Annotated in this window: 14 protein-coding genes; 5 read left to right on the plus strand and 9 right to left on the minus strand. The window is 69.3% G+C overall.

Annotated features, from left to right (window positions below):
• The first annotated feature begins 35 nt into the window (after positions 1-35).
• The 4 genes from pta (at position 36) to ACFWA7_RS24460 (ending at position 6,287) form a co-directional block, all read left to right on the plus strand.
• The gene (gene pta, locus ACFWA7_RS24445) at positions 36-2,129 is read left to right on the plus strand and encodes a phosphate acetyltransferase (protein ID WP_385825195.1); all 2,094 of its coding nucleotides are present in this window, start codon (positions 36-38) and stop codon (positions 2,127-2,129) included.
• Entirely contained in the window at positions 2,126-3,370 is a 1,245-nt protein-coding gene (locus ACFWA7_RS24450) for an acetate kinase (protein WP_385542717.1), read from the plus strand. Before pta ends, ACFWA7_RS24450 begins: the two co-directional genes overlap by 4 nt.
• 101 nt (positions 3,371-3,471) lie before the next feature.
• Complete coding sequence (gene pyk / locus ACFWA7_RS24455; RefSeq protein ID WP_385542714.1) at positions 3,472-4,902, plus strand: pyruvate kinase; 1,431 nt, start codon at positions 3,472-3,474, stop codon at positions 4,900-4,902.
• A 161-nt stretch (positions 4,903-5,063) separates the two neighbouring features.
• A complete protein-coding gene (locus ACFWA7_RS24460) occupies positions 5,064-6,287 on the plus strand; it encodes a D-alanyl-D-alanine carboxypeptidase family protein (protein WP_385542711.1) in 1,224 nt (407 codons plus the stop codon).
• Positions 6,288-6,639: 352 nt separating this feature from the next.
• Here the strand turns inward: ACFWA7_RS24460 and ACFWA7_RS24465 are convergent, their stop codons facing one another.
• The 7 genes from ACFWA7_RS24465 to ACFWA7_RS24495 form a co-directional block, all read right to left on the minus strand.
• A complete protein-coding gene (locus ACFWA7_RS24465) occupies positions 6,640-7,014 on the minus strand; it encodes a type II toxin-antitoxin system VapC family toxin (protein WP_385542708.1) in 375 nt (124 codons plus the stop codon).
• The gene (locus ACFWA7_RS24470) at positions 7,014-7,256 is read right to left on the minus strand and encodes a type II toxin-antitoxin system Phd/YefM family antitoxin (protein WP_062030294.1); all 243 of its coding nucleotides are present in this window, start codon (positions 7,254-7,256) and stop codon (positions 7,014-7,016) included. The genes ACFWA7_RS24465 and ACFWA7_RS24470 overlap by 1 nt, the downstream gene beginning before the upstream one ends.
• A gap of 209 nt (positions 7,257-7,465) precedes the next feature.
• Positions 7,466-8,029, minus strand: coding sequence for a hypothetical protein (locus ACFWA7_RS24475; RefSeq protein ID WP_385825197.1), 564 nt, complete (start codon positions 8,027-8,029; stop codon positions 7,466-7,468).
• Positions 8,030-8,683: 654 nt separating this feature from the next.
• Positions 8,684-8,890: a hypothetical protein gene (locus ACFWA7_RS24480; RefSeq protein ID WP_385825199.1), complete on the minus strand. Its 207-nt coding sequence runs from the start codon at positions 8,888-8,890 to the stop codon at positions 8,684-8,686.
• Between the two features lie 3 nt (positions 8,891-8,893).
• Positions 8,894-9,964 (minus strand): DEAD/DEAH box helicase, encoded by a 1,071-nt coding sequence (locus tag ACFWA7_RS24485; RefSeq protein ID WP_385825201.1) that lies wholly within the window; start codon positions 9,962-9,964, stop codon positions 8,894-8,896.
• A 259-nt stretch (positions 9,965-10,223) separates the two neighbouring features.
• Positions 10,224-10,397, minus strand: coding sequence for a DUF397 domain-containing protein (locus ACFWA7_RS24490; protein ID WP_385825203.1), 174 nt, complete (start codon positions 10,395-10,397; stop codon positions 10,224-10,226).
• 37 nt (positions 10,398-10,434) lie between these two features.
• Positions 10,435-11,301: a helix-turn-helix domain-containing protein gene (locus ACFWA7_RS24495; RefSeq protein ID WP_385825205.1), complete on the minus strand. Its 867-nt coding sequence runs from the start codon at positions 11,299-11,301 to the stop codon at positions 10,435-10,437.
• A gap of 227 nt (positions 11,302-11,528) precedes the next feature.
• Here ACFWA7_RS24495 and ACFWA7_RS24500 point away from each other — a divergent pair, with 227 nt between their 5' ends.
• The gene (locus ACFWA7_RS24500) at positions 11,529-12,002 is read left to right on the plus strand and encodes an ATP-binding protein (RefSeq protein ID WP_385825207.1); all 474 of its coding nucleotides are present in this window, start codon (positions 11,529-11,531) and stop codon (positions 12,000-12,002) included.
• A gap of 493 nt (positions 12,003-12,495) precedes the next feature.
• On the opposite strand, the gene ACFWA7_RS24505 is transcribed toward ACFWA7_RS24500, so the two are convergent.
• Positions 12,496-12,912 carry a hypothetical protein gene (locus ACFWA7_RS24505; RefSeq protein ID WP_385825209.1) on the minus strand — a complete coding sequence of 139 codons (417 nt, stop codon included), beginning with the start codon at positions 12,910-12,912 and terminating at the stop codon, positions 12,496-12,498.
• Between the two features lie 16 nt (positions 12,913-12,928).
• Positions 12,929-17,434 (minus strand): polymorphic toxin type 27 domain-containing protein, encoded by a 4,506-nt coding sequence (locus ACFWA7_RS24510; protein WP_385825211.1) that lies wholly within the window; start codon positions 17,432-17,434, stop codon positions 12,929-12,931.
• Positions 17,435-17,437 lie beyond the last annotated feature (3 nt).

A 17,437-nucleotide genomic window follows, 5' to 3' on the forward strand; every position in this document is an offset into this window, starting at 1 on the left:
ACACAGACAGACGACACAGACAGGGGAGAGCACGCGTGACGCGCAGCGTGTACGTGACCGGGATCGACCGGGGAGACGGCCGACAGGTCGTCGAGCTGGGAGTCATGGAGCTCCTGACCCGCCAAGTGGACCGGGTGGGCGTCTTCCGTCCCCTCGTGCACGACGGCCCGGACCGCCTCTTCGACCTGCTCCGCGCCCGCTACCGGCTGTCCCAGGACGCCGCGACCGTGTACGGCATGGACTACCACGAGGCCTCCGCGCTCCAGGCCGAGCGCGGCACCGACGAGCTGGTCTCGCAGATGGTCGAGCGCTTCCACAAGGTCGCCCGCGAATACGAGGTGGTCCTGGTCCTCGGCACCGACTTCGCCGACACCCAGCTCCCCGACGAGCTGGCGCTCAACGCGCGCCTGGCCAACGAGTTCGGCGCGTCCGTGATCCCGGTGGTCGGCGGCAAGGGCCAGCCGGCCGAGTCGGTGCGGGCCGAGGCGCGCAACGCCCACCGCGCCTACGAGGCACTGGGCTGCGACGTGCTCGCGATGGTGGTCAACCGGGTGAACCCGCAGGACCGCGAGGCCATCGCGGACCGGCTGAAGGCCCGCCTCCCGGTGCCCTGCTACGTGCTGCCCGACGAGCCCGCCCTCGCCGCGCCCACCGTCGCCCAGATCACCTCGGCGCTCGGCGGAACAGTGCTGCTCGGCGACGACGCCGGGCTCGCCAGGGACGCGCTCGACTTCGTCTTCGGCGGCGCGATGCTGCCGAACTTCCTCAACGCCCTGACCCCGGGCTGCCTGGTGGTGACCCCGGGCGACCGCGCCGACCTGGTGGTGGGCTCACTGGCCGCGCACAGCGCCGGGACGCCCCCGATAGCGGGCATCCTGCTGACCCTGGACGAGCGGCCCGGCGAGGCCATCCTCAAGCTCGCCGACCGGCTCGCGCCCGGCACCCCGGTGGTCGCCGTGACCGGCGGCTCCTTCCCGACGGCCGGTGAACTCTTCGCCCTCGAAGGCAAGCTGAACGCCTCGACCCCGCGCAAGGCGGAGACCGCGCTCGGCCTCTTCGAGCGGCACACCGACACCGCCGACCTGCTGGCCCGGATGTCGGTGGCCCGCAGCGGCCGCGTCACCCCGATGATGTTCGAGCACGAGCTCATCGAGCAGGCCCGGGCGAACCGCCGCCGGGTCGTGCTCCCCGAGGGCTCCGAGGAGCGCGTGCTGCGCGCCGCCGACGTCCTGCTGCGCCGCGACGTCTGCGAGCTCACCCTGCTCGGCGACGTCGAGGTCATCCGCAAGAAGGCCGCCGACCTCGGCATCGACGTCACCAAGTGCGAGATCATCGACCCGCACACCTCGGAGCTGCGCCAGCGCTTCGCCGAGCGGTACGCCGAGTTGCGCGCGCACAAGGGCGTGACGGTGGAACTCGCGTACGACGTGGTCGCGGACGTCAACTACTTCGGCACCCTGATGGTCCAGGAGGGCCTGGCCGACGGCATGGTCTCCGGCTCGGTGCACTCCACCGCCGCCACCATCCGCCCCGCCTTCGAGATCATCAAGACCAAGACGGACGCCTCGATCGTGTCGTCCGTCTTCTTCATGTGCCTCACCGACAAGGTGCTCGTGTACGGCGACTGCGCGGTCAATCCGGACCCGAACGCCGAGCAGCTGGCCGACATCGCGGTCCAGGCGGCCGCCACCGCAGCCCAGTTCGGCGTGGACCCCCGGATCGCGATGCTCTCGTACTCGACCGGCACCTCCGGCTCGGGAGCCGACGTCGACAAGGTCCGCGAGGCCACCAAGCTGGTCCGCGAGGCGCGCGAGGACCTGCGGATCGAGGGCCCGATCCAGTACGACGCGGCCGTGGAGCCGTCGGTGGCCGCGACCAAGCTGCCGGGCTCGGAGGTGGCCGGGCAGGCCACCGTCCTGATCTTCCCGGACCTCAACACCGGCAACAACACCTACAAGGCCGTGCAGCGCTCGGCCGGCGCCGTGGCCGTGGGCCCGGTGCTCCAGGGTCTGCGCAAGCCGGTCAACGACCTCTCGCGCGGCGCCCTCGTCCAGGACATCGTCAACACCGTCGCCATCACGGCCATCCAGGCCCAGGCGCAGGCAAAGGGGCAGGAGACCTCCGCATGACCAGCACCGACCCGACTCCGTCGCGCGTCCTCGTGCTCAACTCCGGCTCGTCGTCGGTGAAGTACCAGCTGCTCGACATGGCGGACTCAGCGCGTCTCGCGGTGGGCCTGGTCGAGCGGATCGGCGAGGAGACCTCCCGCCTGGTGCACACCCCGCTGACCGGTGGTGGCAAGCGCGAGCTGACCGGCCCGATCGCGGACCACGGGGCGGCCCTGAAGGCGGTCTCCGAGGAGCTCGCCAAGGACGGGCTCGGCCTGGACTCGCCGCAGCTCGCCGCGATCGGCCACCGGGTGGTGCACGGCGGGCTGAGGTTCAGCGCGCCGACCGTCATCACCGAGGAGGTCATGGCGGAGATCGAGCGGCTCGTCCCGGTCGCCCCGCTGCACAACCCGGCGAACATCACCGGCATCCGCACCGCGCAGTCCCTGCGCCCGGACCTGCCGCAGGTGGCCGTCTTCGACACCGCCTTCCACACCACGATGCCGGAGCACGCGGCCCGGTACGCGATCGACGTGGAGACCGCCGACGCGCACCGCATCCGCCGCTACGGCTTCCACGGCACCTCGCACGCGTACGTCTCGCGCGAGACCGCGAAGCTGCTCGGCAAGGACCCCTCCGAGGTCAACGTCATCGTGCTGCACCTGGGCAACGGCGCCTCGGCGTCCGCGGTCCGGGGCGGGGTGTGCGTGGACACCTCGATGGGGCTCACCCCGCTTGAGGGCCTGGTGATGGGCACCCGCTCGGGCGACATCGACCCGGCGGTGACCTTCCACCTGGAGCGGGTCGCCGGGATGTCCACGGACGAGATCGACACCCTGCTCAACAAGAAGAGCGGCCTGGTCGGGCTCTGCGGCGACAACGACATGCGCGAGATCCGCCGCCGGATCGACGAGGGCGACCAGCGCGCGGCGCTCGCCTTCGACATCTACATCCACCGGCTGAAGAAGTACATCGGCGCCTACTACGCGGTGCTGGGCAAGGTGGACGCGGTCGCCTTCACCGCCGGGGTGGGCGAGAACGCGGCGCCGGTGCGCGAGGCCGCCGTGACGGGTCTGGAGGAGCTGGGGCTCGCGGTCGACGGCGAGCTCAACGCCGTACGTTCCGACGCGCCGCGGCTGATCTCGCCGGAATACGCGCGGGTGGCCGTGGCAGTGGTACCCACGGACGAGGAGCTGGAGATCGCGACGCAGACGTACGCGCTGGTCCGGTCCGGTGACGGCGCGAGCGGTACGGGCGCCTGAAAAGGACCGGTTCCCAGGCCACGCCTGAGCGCCCCTCCGCCCATTTGTACATTCCACCAGACGGAATATTCCGGAACGAAACAAACCGATAGGATCGCCTCATGCGCCGTTCCAAAATCGTCTGCACCCTGGGCCCCGCCGTCGACTCCTACGAGCAGCTGACTGCTCTGATCGAGGCCGGTATGAACGTGGCCCGCTTCAACTTCAGCCACGGATCCCAGGCAGAGCACCAGGAACGGTACGACCGTGTCCGCAAGGCCGCCGCGGACACCGGCCGCGCGGTGGGCGTGCTCGCCGACCTCCAGGGACCCAAGATCCGCCTGGAGACCTTCGCCGAGGGCCCCGTCGAGCTGGTGCGCGGTGACGAGTTCGTCATCACCACCGAGGACGTCCCGGGCGACAAGTCGATCTGCGGTACCACCTACAAGGGGCTGCCGGGTGACGTCTCCAAGGGCGACCCGATCCTGATCAACGACGGAAACGTCGAGCTCAAGGTGACCTCGGTCGAGGGCCCCCAGGTCAAGACCATCGTCATCGAGGGCGGTGTCATCTCCGACCACAAGGGCATCAACCTGCCCGGCGCGGCGGTGAACGTCCCGGCCCTGTCCGAGAAGGACATCGAGGACCTGCGGTTCGCCCTGAGGATGGGCTGCGACCTGGTCGCCCTCTCCTTCGTCCGGGACGCCGACGACGTCAAGGACGTCCACAAGGTCATGGACGAGGTCGGCCGCCGGGTGCCGGTCATCGCCAAGGTCGAGAAGCCGCAGGCCGTCGAGCACATGGAGGGCGTCGTCATGGCGTTCGACGGTGTGATGGTGGCCCGTGGCGACCTGGCCGTCGAGTATCCGCTGGAGCGGGTCCCGATGGTGCAGAAGCGCCTCATCGAGCTGTGCCGCCGCAACGCCAAGCCGGTGATCGTGGCGACCCAGATGATGGAGTCGATGATCACCAACTCGCGCCCGACCCGCGCCGAGGCCTCCGACGTGGCCAACGCCATCCTGGACGGCGCGGACGCGGTCATGCTCTCCGCCGAGTCCTCGGTCGGCGCCTACCCGATCGAGACGGTCAAGACGATGTCCCGCATCGTCGAGGCCGCCGAGGAGGAGCTCCTCTCCAAGGGCCTCCAGCCGCTCGTCCCGGGCAAGAAGCCGCGTACGCAGGGCGGTTCGGTGGCCCGCGCGGCCTGCGAGATCGCGGACTTCCTGGACGGCAAGGCGCTGGTCGCGTTCACCAAGTCGGGTGACACGGCCCGCCGCCTCTCGCGCTACCGCGCGGCCCAGCCGATCCTGGCCTTCACCACGGACGCCGGCACCCGCAACCAGCTGGCGCTGAGCTGGGGCGTCGAGTCCTTCGTCGTCCCGCACGTGGACAACACGGACGCGATGGTCGACCTCGTGGACGCGGAGCTGCTGAAGCTCAAGCGGTACAGCGAGACCGACACGATGATCATCACGGCGGGCTCGCCCCCCGGCGTCCCCGGCACCACGAACATGGTGCGGGTGCACCATCTGGGTGGCGGCCAGAAGGGCTGACGCGTCCTCAGTGGTACGTGAGGGTCGAGGGCGGCACCATGGACTTGTCCGGGGTGCCGCCCTCGCGCGTACGCGGCGGAGGACCGTCATCCGGAGCCCGTTGCCCACTCGCGGAGTGCCCGCAACAGGATCTACACATTCCGTGGGGTACGTTCGCGTTCATGCGCGCCCCGATAACTGTGCAGTTCAGCCGCCCGCTGGCCATCGCGGCCCTCACCGCGGCGGCGGTGGTCTCCGGTGTCGCCCCCGCGGCGGCCCACCCAGTGAAGCCGGGCACGCCGTCGCCCGGGAAGCCGAGCCCCGGGGTACCGCGCGCCGGAGCCCCCAAGCAGCCCCCGGCGTCCATGTCCACGCTGGGCGGCGAGCAGTTGGGCCGCCCGGGCCCGCAGACCGGCGAGGGCGCCCCCGCGCTGCCCGCGGGCCTGTCCGCGCTCTCCTGGATGGTCTCGGACGCGGACACGGGCCAGGTGCTTGCCGCGAGCAACGCCCACTGGCCGCTGCCACCCGCCTCCACCCTCAAGATGCTCTTCGCGGACACGGTGCTGCCCGTGGTGCCGGCCACGGCGAGCCACAAGGTGGAGCCGGCGGAGCTCACGGGAATGGGCGGCGGCAGCAGCGCGGTGGGCATCGTGCCCGGCCAGACCTACCAGGGCGCGGACCTGTGGCGGGGCGTCTTCCTCCGCTCCGGCAACGACGCGGTGCACGTGCTGGCGTCGATGAACGGCGGCGTCCCCAAGACGGTGACGGACATGCAGGCGAAGGCGGACGCGCTGGGCGCCAAGGACACCCACGTGCGCAGCCCCGACGGCTACGACGCGGAGGGCCAGGTCTCCTCGGCGTACGACCTGACCCTCTTCCTCCGCTCGGGCCTGCGCAACAAGGACTTCAAGGAGTACTGCGCGACGGCGGACGCGAACTTCCCGGGCGGCCCGAACACCAAGGGCAAGCCGTTCGGCATCTCCAACACCAACCGCCTGCTGTCGGGCATCGGCGGGGTGGCCAAGTATCCGGGCCTGATCGGCGGCAAGAACGGCTACACCACCCACGCCGGCAACACCCTGGCCGAGGCCGCCACCCGCGACGGCCACACCATCCTGGTGACGGTGATGAACCCCCAGGAGAACAAGCGGGACAAGGTCTACACGGAGACGCGCGCGCTACTGGACTGGGGCTTCACGGCGGTGGGGAAGGCGAAGCCGGTGGGCACGCTGGACGCGGCGAAGCCGTCTGCTGCCGCCAGGCCCGCGGGCACGGCGGCAGCGAAGACGGACTCGTCCGGGATGGGCGTCCTGGGCTGGACGGGCTTGGGCGCGGGGGCCGCGGTCGCGGCGGGGGTGGCTTATGTGGTGCTGAAGCGGCGGCCGGAGAAGAGGCGGCGGGTCTGACGGGTTCGGGTCGCCGCGTTCGTGTCCCGGAGCCCTTCCCCTGCTTCGGCTGGACACGTTCTCGCCCCGGCCGGACAGCCGCGGTTCCGCACCAGCCTGCCGCACTCGTGCCAGTCAGCCCCACTCGTGCCAGTGCGGGTATACCGCTCTCCAGCCCACACCCCCTGTGCTGCTCCGCGCCCTCCTCACGCCCCCTGGAGCGCGGGGAGCGGGCCTCCCGATGACCGGCGGCCGTAACGGGGACGACGACTTGCACGTCCGGCGCCCGGCCCCGGCCGTCCATCGCGGTCGGGCATCGGCCCGCAGGTAGACCGGCGGCCGACGAGTGACACGAAAGGGAGCTGACCGCCCCTCACACGGGCATGACCTGCACGTCGTACTGCGGGATCCACTTGTCCCTCGTCATCAGGGTCATCCCTTCGATCTGCGCTTGAGCGACCAGTATCCGGTCGAAGGGGTCCCGGTGATGCGCCGGAAGCCGGCCTGCCCGCACCCCATGCCCGGCGGTGATGGGCAGGCCGGTGAACTGGCTGTCGCGTACCCGCTCGGCCAGGTCTTGCGGGCCTTCCAGTTTCCCGAGGGACTGTTTGATGGCGATCTCCCACGGTGATACAGCACTGACGTACACCGCGGGTTCGGTGTCGAGCAGATCCTTGATCTCACCGGACAGCTCAGCAGAGTCGTCCAGCCACCACAGGACCACATGGGTGTCGAGCAGCAGTCGCATCAGCGCATCCCGAAAGCGTCGGCGATGTCGTCGGGCAGCTCATCGAAGTCGTCAGGGATGTGGATCTGCCCTCGGAGCGAGCCCCGACCGGTCCGCTTCACCTTGGGGCGCAGCGGCACCACCTTGGCCACCGGCTCCCCCGCCTTGCTGATCACGATCTCCTCACCGGTCGCAACCTGCTCCAGGATCCGCGAAAAGTGCGTCTTGGCTTCATGGACGTTGTACTGACGGGCTGCTTCCATGGCTGCCTCACGATACGATCACCAGGTGGACTAAGTGCTGGACTAAGGGTAGCTCTCCGAGAGACACGACGCACCCATCACTTGCGCGGCGGGCGATCGACCCCGTCGTGAGGGAGTCCTTGGCCAGGCCGCTCCCCGACGGCGCCCGGCCGCAGGTGCGGGAAGTGCGCGGCTGGCGGCTTCGCCACGCCGCCGGTCCGAACGGTGGATCACCACCGGTCACCCGCGGTGAACGGGTCATCGCGGCAAGGGATTTGGCGGGAGTCAAGGCAGTTGCGCCAACGGCCTGCCCGGTCGATCGCCCCCGCGGACCGGCCCGGCCGGTGATGCGGCACCCAGGCGTCCGCTCCGGCGCCGGGGTCAAAGACGGATCGCCGCATACGCCCCGAGCCACCCCGTCGCCAACCGGTCGCCCTGGTGAAGACGGCCGCGCCGCTGTCGCCGGCCGAGGAGTCGGACGGGCCTCCGGGAGGCAGGAGGAGGGTGGTTTCCTCGCCGTCGCCGATGTGCAGGGTGGTGGTCGCGCCGTTCCACAGCCGGATCACCGAGCCCGGCGGGGCAGCCACCCTGACCCTGTCTTCCTGGAGGTCCAGACGGACGCCGGTGGCGCGCTCCGCGAGCAGGGCGTGGTAGCGGTCCGGGGGCAGGGCGCGGTCGCCCGGTGGGGTGGTGCCGGTCCAGTCGGGGGCGTCGATGCCGCGGGCGCGGGCCGCCTGCCACATGCGCGGAACGAGGCGGGGCGCGTGCGGCACGGTGACCATCCGCTCGCACATCCACAGCAGTCGTCCCGCGCCACGGCGGGCCCGAGTGTGTGCCAGCGGATGCGAAGCGCGAGGTCGCCGGCGACCACGGCCGCCCAGGGATGGACCGTACCAATGGGTCCCTGCGCGCCGAGCCAGGCAAGATAGCGCCGGGCCTCCTCCAGGATGCCGGTCATGGAGTCGACGGGGATGCCGAGGACATAGCCGGGACGGCCGCGGAAGAGGCGCGGGCGGCCCCGCGACCAGCAGCAGGACCGCTCGGGCGAGGTCACCGGCCTCGGGTTTCGGCTCGTCGCCCCCAGGTGCACCGGCCTCCTCGGGCTCGTGGTCCATCTCGCGCAGCACGCGACGCAGCGCCGCACGTGCCCGGTCCGTGAACGGGGCCTGTTCGAGTGCCGGAAGGCGTGTACTGAGCAGGGCCGCGAGCACATGCTCGGCAGCGAAGGCGTTTTCGGGCACAGGGGCCTCGTGCACCGCTGTGGCCAGTTCGTTGGACAGAGTGGCGTCGACCATGAAGCGGCTGGTCAGCCGACCCAGCGCGGTCGGTTCCAGACGGCCCTCGTCCGTGGTGGCACGCAGGCAGCCCACCGTGGCGAGGAACCGGGCCGCCTCGTGCAGGGGCTCGACGCTGTCCTCGCCCTGGTGTTCGGCGAACGTTCCCGCCCATCACCGTTCGGCCTCGTCCGGGGCCGTCAGCCGTTCCTGGACCACCTCCGCGAGGAGGTGGTCGGGCAGGTGGTCGCCCAGCCGGGACCGTACGGCGTATCCGGCGGCGAGCCGGGCCTGCCAATGTGCGCGCTCAGCCGGGTCGGTGAGCAGGAAGGCCCAGCCCTCACGCTCCCCCGCACCGATGCGGCCGGCCCGCCCGAACATCTGCTAAACCATGGACACCTCGATACGATCCAGGCCGATGGTGGTGTCACTGACGATCACCGCCCGGGCAGGAAGGTTGACGTCCGCGGCAACGGTCGAGGTAGCGACCAGGACGTCCGCCTCACGGGCGCGAAACGCGTGTTCGGCCTCGCGCTTGCCGGGCCAGTCCCGGTAGTGCAGCCGCACACCCGCTTTCGTGCACAGGCGCTCGACGAGTTCCGCTTCGTCCGCGTCCACGCCGGCGGTCGGCACCCCCCGGTCGGCGGCCAGCGCGAGAGCCGTCGACCGCACCCGGCGCTTGCTACCGCAGAAGACCAGCACGCTGCCGCCGTCCGCGGTGACGTCACGGGCGATCCGTACGGCGGCCTCGGTACGGACGGCGGCCCGCGCCGCCCAGTCGGCCGGGGGCAGGACAGGCAACTGCCAGGTGAGCCGAGTGGGCCGCCAGGCGGTGCGGACCAGGCGGGCGCCCAGCCAGTCGGCGACCTCGTCCGCGTTGGCGACCGTCGCGGAGAGACCGACGATGCGTGTTACCGCACTCTCCTCCAGCACCCGTGCGAGCAACGCCTCCAGGACGGCCCCACGGGCCGGGTCCCCGAGCAAGTGGATCTCGTCGACGACCAGGCAGCCGACCTCCGCGAGCGCGTCGCGCAGCGATCCCGCACGGCAGATCGCCTCGAACTTCTCCGTGGTCGCCACCCACACGTCGGCCGCCCGGATCAGCTCGGTGTCCACCACGGCCTCGCCGGTCAGACGCACCACACGCAGCCCCTGGCGCCGCCACAGCTCCAGCTCACGGTCGAGTTCATCGGTGAGCGAGCGTTGCGGCACCAGCCAGGCCGCCTTGCGGCCCCTGGCGTGCGCGTCAAGCGCCGCGACCATGCCGATGGGGGTCTTTCCCGCACCGGTGGGCGCCACCACCACCAGGTGCCCAGTGCCTTCCCGCACCAACGGAACAGCGGCGGCTTGCGCCGGGTTGAACGCCGGGTACGGCAGCAGTGCGGCCCACTCGGCGGACACCAGCTCCTCGACCGGTACGTAGGTGTCGCCATCGCTCTCCGGCAGTTCCTCCAACGCCTCCCCCTGGGTGGCGAAGGCATCCCGGGCCGCTGCGGCCCAGGGGCCCGTGACCGATGGGGTTCCCCCTGTTCGAGCGAAGCCGAGAAGGCGTCACCTGGGACCGGGCGAGCGGGACGCGGTGACTGAACCGACGAGCGTACGACTGGACCCGCATGCCCTGCTGACGTTGCGGATCTCGCGGAACAGCGGCCGGACCTGGGGGCCTGAGCGGGTGGTTCGCAGCACCGAACCCCTTTCGTCACCTCAGACGTGACTAACGGACATGCTCCCCGCTCCTCATACCCTCGACGAAGTCCTGCATGGCGGCCCGTCCGAACACCAGGGCAGGTCCGGTGGGACGCTTCGAGTCGCGTATGGCGACGAGGGCCGCGCCGAGCCCGGCTGTCTCGACGCAGTCGCTCTGCGCCGCACTGTAACTGGATTTCATCCAAGTGACAGACAGCGCTGCAGCGTTCGGGATGACCTTACTCATGGTTCGCGTCCTTCAGCTCGGTGATCAGGGCGAGGGAGTCCTCGAACGAGAGCGCCGCAGCTTGCATCCGTTCGAAGCCCTGGCCATAGATTTGCACACGCTCCCGGTCTTCCACGTAGAGGGCGTCAGCCAAGCTCTCCAGGTGCACGACGTCGAGGTCCCGGTGCTCGGCGAAACCGAGGATCGTGAAGGGGCCCGTCACCCCGGGATGCAGAGCAGTGCCGTCCGGCAGCACCTGGATGCTCACGTTCGGGAGCAACGCACGGTCGATCAGCCGCTGCAACTGGTCACGCATCGTCGAAGGATTCAGGCAAGTCGCGTTGAGTGCCGACTCATGGATGACGGCCCACAGTTCGAGCGGCTCATCGCGCGTCAGCACCACCTGCCGAGCCAGCCGCACCTCAACCAGTGCGTCCACCCTGTTCTCGATCGCGGCCGTCATCGCGGTGCTGCTGATCGCTTCCTTCGCGTACGCGGCGGTCTGGAGCAGGCCCGGGATCAGCCCGTACTGAAACGTACTGATCCGGGACGCCTCCGCCTCCAGACTGATCAAGTCCTCGTAGAGCGGCGACAGAGCGCCCTTGTACGAGTGCCACCACCCCCGCTTGCTGCCCTCACGGGTGAGGGTGAGCAGGGCCGCCCGCAGGTCGGAGTCACTGACACCGTAGATGTCGAGCAGTGCCTCAACATCCGCTGCCTTGGCCGCTGTTCGGGCCGACTCGATGCGCGAGATCTTGGGCGTGTTGAGCTTCTGCTTGGCGCCCTTGGCGGCGACCTCCTCCAGCGTGAGCCCGGCCTCGTCACGGAACGCGCGCAGTTTGGAGCCGAGTCGGCGCCGCCGAACCGTAGGTGCACTCATCCACGACTTCCCTCCACGTCCCCGTGTCGATGCGGCAAGTCTGCACCGTCCTGCGATCACCATGCCATCGGCGCAGGAGCAATGCGACACATCCCTGGCACGGAAGAGTGAAAATTTTCATTTCTACAGCGACAGTCTTGCACGGTGAGTAAGTTGACCGACGCCTTGCGATGGAGCGCACTCGATGAGTGCTGCTCCCTGGCCAACTGCACCGCCCTGGAGGCTCCATGCACCCCATGGCAGACCACAGTCCAACGTGTTACGAGCAGCACCTCCACGCCCGACCGGAAGTCCTCGCGGCCGTCCGCCAAGCCATTCGCGCGCACCTCGACTCCTGGGGACTCGGCCACCTGGCCGACCCGGCAACCCTCTGCCTGACCGAACTGCTGGCCAACGTCGGCAAACACACCGGCTCCTCGGAGTGCCTGCTCACCGTCCACCACCACGGCGACCGAATCCGCGCCACGGTGAGCGACACGACACGCGCTCTGCCGGTCATGAGGGAACCGGATTTCCTGGCCGAGAGCGGCCGGGGCCTCTTCCTGATCGAGCACACGGCCCACGCATGGGGCGCAGCCTCGACCTCGACCGGAAAGGAGGTCTGGTTCGAGTTACACATCAGACCACCGCAGCCCGGACCCAACGAAATCGCCCCGACGACCGTGGCACCGGTCGCCGGGGCACGTCGACCGATCTCGTAGGAGCAGACGACATGAGCGACCATATCCGCGCCCCCCGGGCCGGGACACCCCACCCACTCATCCGCGACGGCGCTCGCGGCGAGTGGAGGTGTTCATCCTGATGGAAATGCAGCAATGGCGAGACGGGTGGACCCGCGCCTCTGACGCCACCGAAGCACTCAGGAAGGCGCTAGACGAACTTGGGGCCACGGAGGGGATGCGGGAAGGGCTCCGGCCGATCGTCAGCGGCAGGGGAACTCCGAGGGTGGAGCTGGGCATGATCCCGGCTCCATTGGCGGAGGCTATTGCGGAAGCGATCCGGGCAGGATTGGGGAATGCGGTGCCCGCCAGGCTCAGAGGCGAATAGGGTGCTGTCGGATTTGACCGGCTCACCGGGACCATCGCGTAGATGAAAGGCGCCAGATGCGTTCGGCGGGTTGAGCCGCAAGAGGAGGTGGGGCTGCACACGATCTACCCACGTGCAGCCCCACACTTCCGTCCGCTCCTTCTCCGATCAGTCCACCGTGCCCGACTCCGCCGGGAACTCCGGCGGCCAGGGCTTGGACCAGTCGTACAGGTACTCCCGGCCGCCCATCAGCTCGTACTCGGCTTCACGCCAGCCAGGGTTACCGCCGACGACGAAGCTGCCACCATCATCGGGCTCCAGCATCCACGTGTACGCGCTGTCATCCGCAGGGATGCCATGCCGCTCACTCAGCACGGCGAACTCGGCCGCGGTGGCTCGCCGGATATGGAGACCGTTCCGGTAGTAGGGCTTGAGGAACATCAGCTCCACATGCCCGATATAGACCTCGATTCGCGTCGTGGTCCGGTCCACGGCCAGCGCGTCGCTCTGCAGCATCAGCTGGCGGTGCGACGGGTCGAAGCCGACGACTCTGAACAGCCGCCCCTCCCGGATGAAATCCGTCATGACTGCGATGATCTCCTCAGTTGTCGGGTACAGGCGTGCCGTTGGCCAGCTTGAAGCGTTCCGGGCGGACCCTCACGGCCTTGCCCTCGGCGTTGGTCATGTACCACTGGATTGACGACCAGTTGCGTCCACCTTCGCCCTCTCCCAACCTGACTGCTGTCCGGAGTTTGGTCATCTCCCAAGCAGTGCCGTAACCGCGGCTCCGTACCGTCTCCCAGTCACCCGGCTTGATGGTCTCTCCTCGCTTCAAGAGCAGCTCCAGCGCCTCGTCAACGGTCTTGGCGCCCTCGACGCCGTCCAACGACACCGTGATAGGGACCCTTGGATTGCTCACAGCCCTTTCCACGCCGACGGTCCAGATCGGCCGCTTACCCATGCCCAGCCCCTCGGGCAGTTCCCTACCGAACGACTTTCCGTTAAACGTCCGGGCACCGAGGCTCTCTGCCAGATCGTCGGCCATGGGATTGATCCCCAGCAGGATGTGGTCCCCATCGTTGACAAGGTCCTTGAGGATTGCATCGATGCACTCGTTATGGACGAGGACGGGCGTAGAGCCCGAGTACACATAGTACGTGTGGCCGTTGTCGACCTCGAAGTTGAAGACCTGCGTCTTCCCCGTGACGAGAGTCGTACCGAGGACCCGCTCCGTGGAGCCGTCCTTCGTCTGAAACCGATCGCCTGTCCGCAGGTTGCGGGACTCGACCCAGCCCCGGCCCTGCACCCAGAACCGGTGGGAGTCGGTGGCCTCAACCCTTCCACCGGCTGTGCGGATTTCTACGAGCTGGTCCACCGTGCGGTTGAACAGCTTGAGAACCGGTTGCAGGGACTTCTTCCCCGTGGCCAGATCGATGGACCAGACCCGGTCACCGACCTTGACCTGCTCGATGGGTTTCGGGCCTTCCGAGGTCGCGACCTTGGTCCCAGCCGGGAAACAGCGCCCGACCAGCGCCTCGGCTCCCACCCGTTCCAGACCGGCAATGGCCTCGGCACTGAGCCCGGAGAACCGGAGGCCCCAGAGGGCTTCGCTGATCCGGGCACCGTTCCTTACAGCCGCCCGCACCCCGACGGCGTAGCGCAGTCCAGCGCCGAGAGCCGCGGGAACGACGATGCTGCCGACGAGCCAGAGGCAACCGCTGAGCTTTCCTTGTCGGCAGTCGATCACGTCCCTGAAGGCCGCGACGACCAGCGACTTCCAGATGGCCTCAGTCATCTTCAGGCCGTTGATGTGAACACGGTTCTCACGGAATCGGACATCCAACGGCGAGCTTGCCAGGTAGTCGCGCTGGATGCTCGCGCCGCAGTTCGCGCGCGAGACGCCGGGCAGGGGGCACGACTCCAGGAAGAAGTCCATTTGACCGTAGACGTGGTATTCGAGGTCGATCTCGCAACCGATCTCGCCACCGCTGTGCGTGCCGACGCAATCACTCTTGGGGTCGATGTCGACGAGAGTGTTCGGGCTGGGGCGCATCACCACGCCGTCCAGCCCGACAGGTCCGTCGGTGGACCTGTCGCTCTCCCGTTTCGCTGCGTCCTGGGTGGATTCCGTGCGCTGGGCCGCCTGCTGGGCCTCGTCGGCGAGCTCCTGCGCGTGCGCCGCTGCCGTTTCGGCGGTAGTGGCGTCCTTCTCGGCCTGGTCAGCAACACCGCGTGCGGCTGAGGCATCCGATTCGGCCGCATCAGCGGCGTTGCGGGCGGAGGCTGCGTTCGATTCGGCCGCGTCTGCCGAACCGCGGGCATCCTGTGCGTAACCGCCGGCCTCGGTGGAGGCGGCAAGTGCTGCTGCCGCGTCCTCAGTGGCCTGGCGGTCATATTCGATGGTGTTGGCCTCTGCCTTCTTCGCCGCCTTGGCCGCGTCCGCTGCTTCCTTGGCCGATGCCTGAGCTTTCGCGACGGAAACAGCGGCCCGCGCAGCGGAGGCGGCGGCCTCGGCGGCAGCGGTGGCGGCAGCCTTCGCGTCAGCGTCGGCCTGCGCAGCGAGCTTGGCTGCGTCGGCCGCCGCCTTCGCGGCCTGATCAGCCTTGGCCTTGGCAACCGCCTGCTGCTGTTCGGCTGCATTCTTGGCTGCCTGGCCGGTCAGCACGGCGAGGCCCGCCGAGGTGTCGGTCTCCTTGTACGGAGAGCCCAACTCGATCGCGTCATTGGCAGGTTGCACAACCTGAGCTGCGGAGTCGCGGGCAGCCAACGACGCCTGCGAAGTGGCGTAGGCGAAGCCCGCCGCCTGAATCGAGGTGCCCAACGCCGCGTTCGCCTCGTTGCGGGCGATGGTGGCATCAGCTTTGGCCTCGACCGCCTTGGCTCGGGCTGTGTCAGCCAGCGCCTTGGCAGTACGGGCATTCTGCGCGGCGGCCTCGGACGCGGAGATCGCATCGGCGGCTGCCGCGTGTGCCTTCGTCACGGCCGCGTGAGTGATCGCGACATCCCGCTGTGCACCGTCGGACGCCGCCTTGGCACGTGCTGCCGACGCTTCCGCCTTCGTCGCCGCTTCGCGGGCATCTGCTGCGGCCGTGGTGGCCGCGTTCGCCGCAGTGCGGGCGTTGGCAGCGGCGGTTGTCGCCTCGTTGGCGGCGGTCCGCGCCTGGGTTGCCGCGGCGCGCGATGCCTGTGCCGCGTCGGTACTCTCGTCAGCGTCGGCCTTCGCTTCGAGAGCACTGGCCTTGGCCGTCAGGGCATCCCGATTGACTTCGGCGTCGGTGGCGTTGTCACGAGCCTTGGCCGCCTTGCTCTCGGCCGCGACCGCCGCGTCTTTCTTCTCGGAGGCCGTCTTGCCCGCCGCCTGCGCCTCACTCAACTTCGTGGCGGCCGTTGACCGGTCGCTTTGAGCCTGCTTGTCAGCGGCAGCGGCCTTCGCCTGCTCGGCAGCCGCGATCTCCTTCTGCGCCTTGGCGTTGTCACGCTCGGACTCGGCTGTGGCTCGCTTGGCCTTGGCGTCCGCCGCGGCGTTCTTGGCCGTCTTCTCGGCAGCCTCCGCCTTGGCCTGGGCCGCCTTGGCCTTGGCCGCGTTCTCGGCGGCCTTGGTGGCCTGGAGCGCGGCGCCGTCCGCGGCGGCCTTGGCCTGGGCCGCGGCCTCCTCGGCGGCCTTCCGGCGGAACTCGGCCTTGGACGCGTGGGCCTGCGTCATGGCCAGGGCGTTCAGCGTCTTGCCGTCCGCAACCGACGCACGGGTCGCGTTCATCGCGGTCTCCGTGGCCTTGGACGCGGCCAGTGCGGCAGCGGCCGACGCCTTGGTGATCTGGGCGGCCTGCTGCGCGTACATCAGGCCCCGGCCGCGCGGCAGACCCGCGGCGTCGGCGATGGCGTAGGCAGCCTGCTGGGCCGTGTCCACCTTGGCTGCTTGTGCCTTCGCGTCCAAAGCCGCGCGGGAGGCGACGAACACCCGGCCGGTGGCGCGGGCCTGGGCATTGACGATGCGCCTTTCGACGTCGGCGAACTGGTCCGGCGTGGGACGGCGTGGATCCGTCTTCGGGTCGCTCTTGGCCCAAGACGCCTGCCAGGACTGCAGAACGCTCTCGATCGTCGACTGGGCGATGGCTTCACCCATCGCCTGCGCGGCGATCTGCAGGTCCTCGTTGGCCTTGGCCTCGGCACCGAGGATGGTGTCGCTCTGGTCCTTCTGGCCGGCTATCTCCGACTGCCACTCCGTGGACGCTATGGTCAGCTCGGGGCCGAGCACCTTGTTCGGGTCCGGAGGGTTCTGGCTGGCGCAGGAAGCGAAGCGCGCCTTGAGGTTCTCGACGTCAATCCGGAACTCCAGTGTGCCCGGGTCCGGCGCTGTGGTGGGAAATCCGCCGGTCTGGAGGAAGAGGCGGGCGTCGTCCGCATACATGCCGTGCATGAACGTCATGCCCTCGAAAGACTGACGCTCTTCGAGGGTGCTGCCGGAACCCGAGGAGTAGCGGGCCTTCCCGATCTCCGTAACCGCGGCCGCTGCCTCCCTGCTCGCCAGCGGAGTGAGATTTTCGTAGAAGTCACTCTCTTGGGTCCAGAACTGGCCTGCGATCCAATTCGCATAGCCCGTCGCGCCGAAGACGCCTCCCAGGTTGTAGCTCGGAATGTCAGCGCCGGTGGGCCAAAGGGCCGGTATCTCCTTCCACCAGGCAGTGACACGGCCGTGGTCTTCATCGGAGGAGCTGGACAGTTCATTCATTTTCGCACGCGCCCAGTCCCGGTCCTTTTGATAGGCCTGACTGAGCGGCGTGTGATCCCAGAAGTTGGGGGCTGCCGCGGCGCGCAGCTCAGCGTCGGTGCCGTGCAGTCCTGCCCGAGCCACCGCCCTCATCTCGGCGCCGCCCTTGCGCAGGGCGAAGCCGAGCCTGCATTGGTCCTCACGGACCGACGCCGCCATGGCGAGTTCGGCTGGGTCGGGCCCGTCCGAACTTGCCGCGGCCGAGCTGGTGGCGGGGAGGGGTTGCACCCCGCTGCCGGAGACAGTAATGGCCACCGAGGTGACCAGGGCGGTGGCGGCCGCCAGCTTCGACCATCTGGCGAGGCGCCAGCGTCTGGCCCAAGGCGCGTTGGTACGCATGGA

The sequence above is a fragment of the Streptomyces sp. NPDC059994 genome (assembly GCF_042737755.1).
In the GTDB taxonomy this organism is placed as follows: Bacteria; Actinomycetota; Actinomycetes; order Streptomycetales; family Streptomycetaceae; genus Streptomyces.

Coding starts and splice junctions, on each gene's coding strand:
- ACFWA7_RS24475 (WP_385825197.1), bottom strand. CDS start 8,029: ATGTGCGAGCGGATGGTCACCGTGCCGCACGCGCCCCGCCTCGTTCCG.
- ACFWA7_RS24450 (WP_385542717.1), top strand. CDS start 2,126: ATGACCAGCACCGACCCGACTCCGTCGCGCGTCCTCGTGCTCAACTCC.
- ACFWA7_RS24490 (WP_385825203.1), bottom strand. CDS start 10,397: ATGAAATCCAGTTACAGTGCGGCGCAGAGCGACTGCGTCGAGACAGCC.
- ACFWA7_RS24465 (WP_385542708.1), bottom strand. CDS start 7,014: ATGCGACTGCTGCTCGACACCCATGTGGTCCTGTGGTGGCTGGACGAC.
- ACFWA7_RS24460 (WP_385542711.1), top strand. CDS start 5,064: ATGCGCGCCCCGATAACTGTGCAGTTCAGCCGCCCGCTGGCCATCGCG.
- ACFWA7_RS24500 (WP_385825207.1), top strand. CDS start 11,529: ATGCACCCCATGGCAGACCACAGTCCAACGTGTTACGAGCAGCACCTC.
- ACFWA7_RS24495 (WP_385825205.1), bottom strand. CDS start 11,301: ATGAGTGCACCTACGGTTCGGCGGCGCCGACTCGGCTCCAAACTGCGC.
- ACFWA7_RS24480 (WP_385825199.1), bottom strand. CDS start 8,890: ATGTTCGGGCGGGCCGGCCGCATCGGTGCGGGGGAGCGTGAGGGCTGG.
- ACFWA7_RS24470 (WP_062030294.1), bottom strand. CDS start 7,256: ATGGAAGCAGCCCGTCAGTACAACGTCCATGAAGCCAAGACGCACTTT.
- ACFWA7_RS24505 (WP_385825209.1), bottom strand. CDS start 12,912: ATGACGGATTTCATCCGGGAGGGGCGGCTGTTCAGAGTCGTCGGCTTC.
- ACFWA7_RS24510 (WP_385825211.1), bottom strand. CDS start 17,434: ATGCGTACCAACGCGCCTTGGGCCAGACGCTGGCGCCTCGCCAGATGG.
- pyk (WP_385542714.1), top strand. CDS start 3,472: ATGCGCCGTTCCAAAATCGTCTGCACCCTGGGCCCCGCCGTCGACTCC.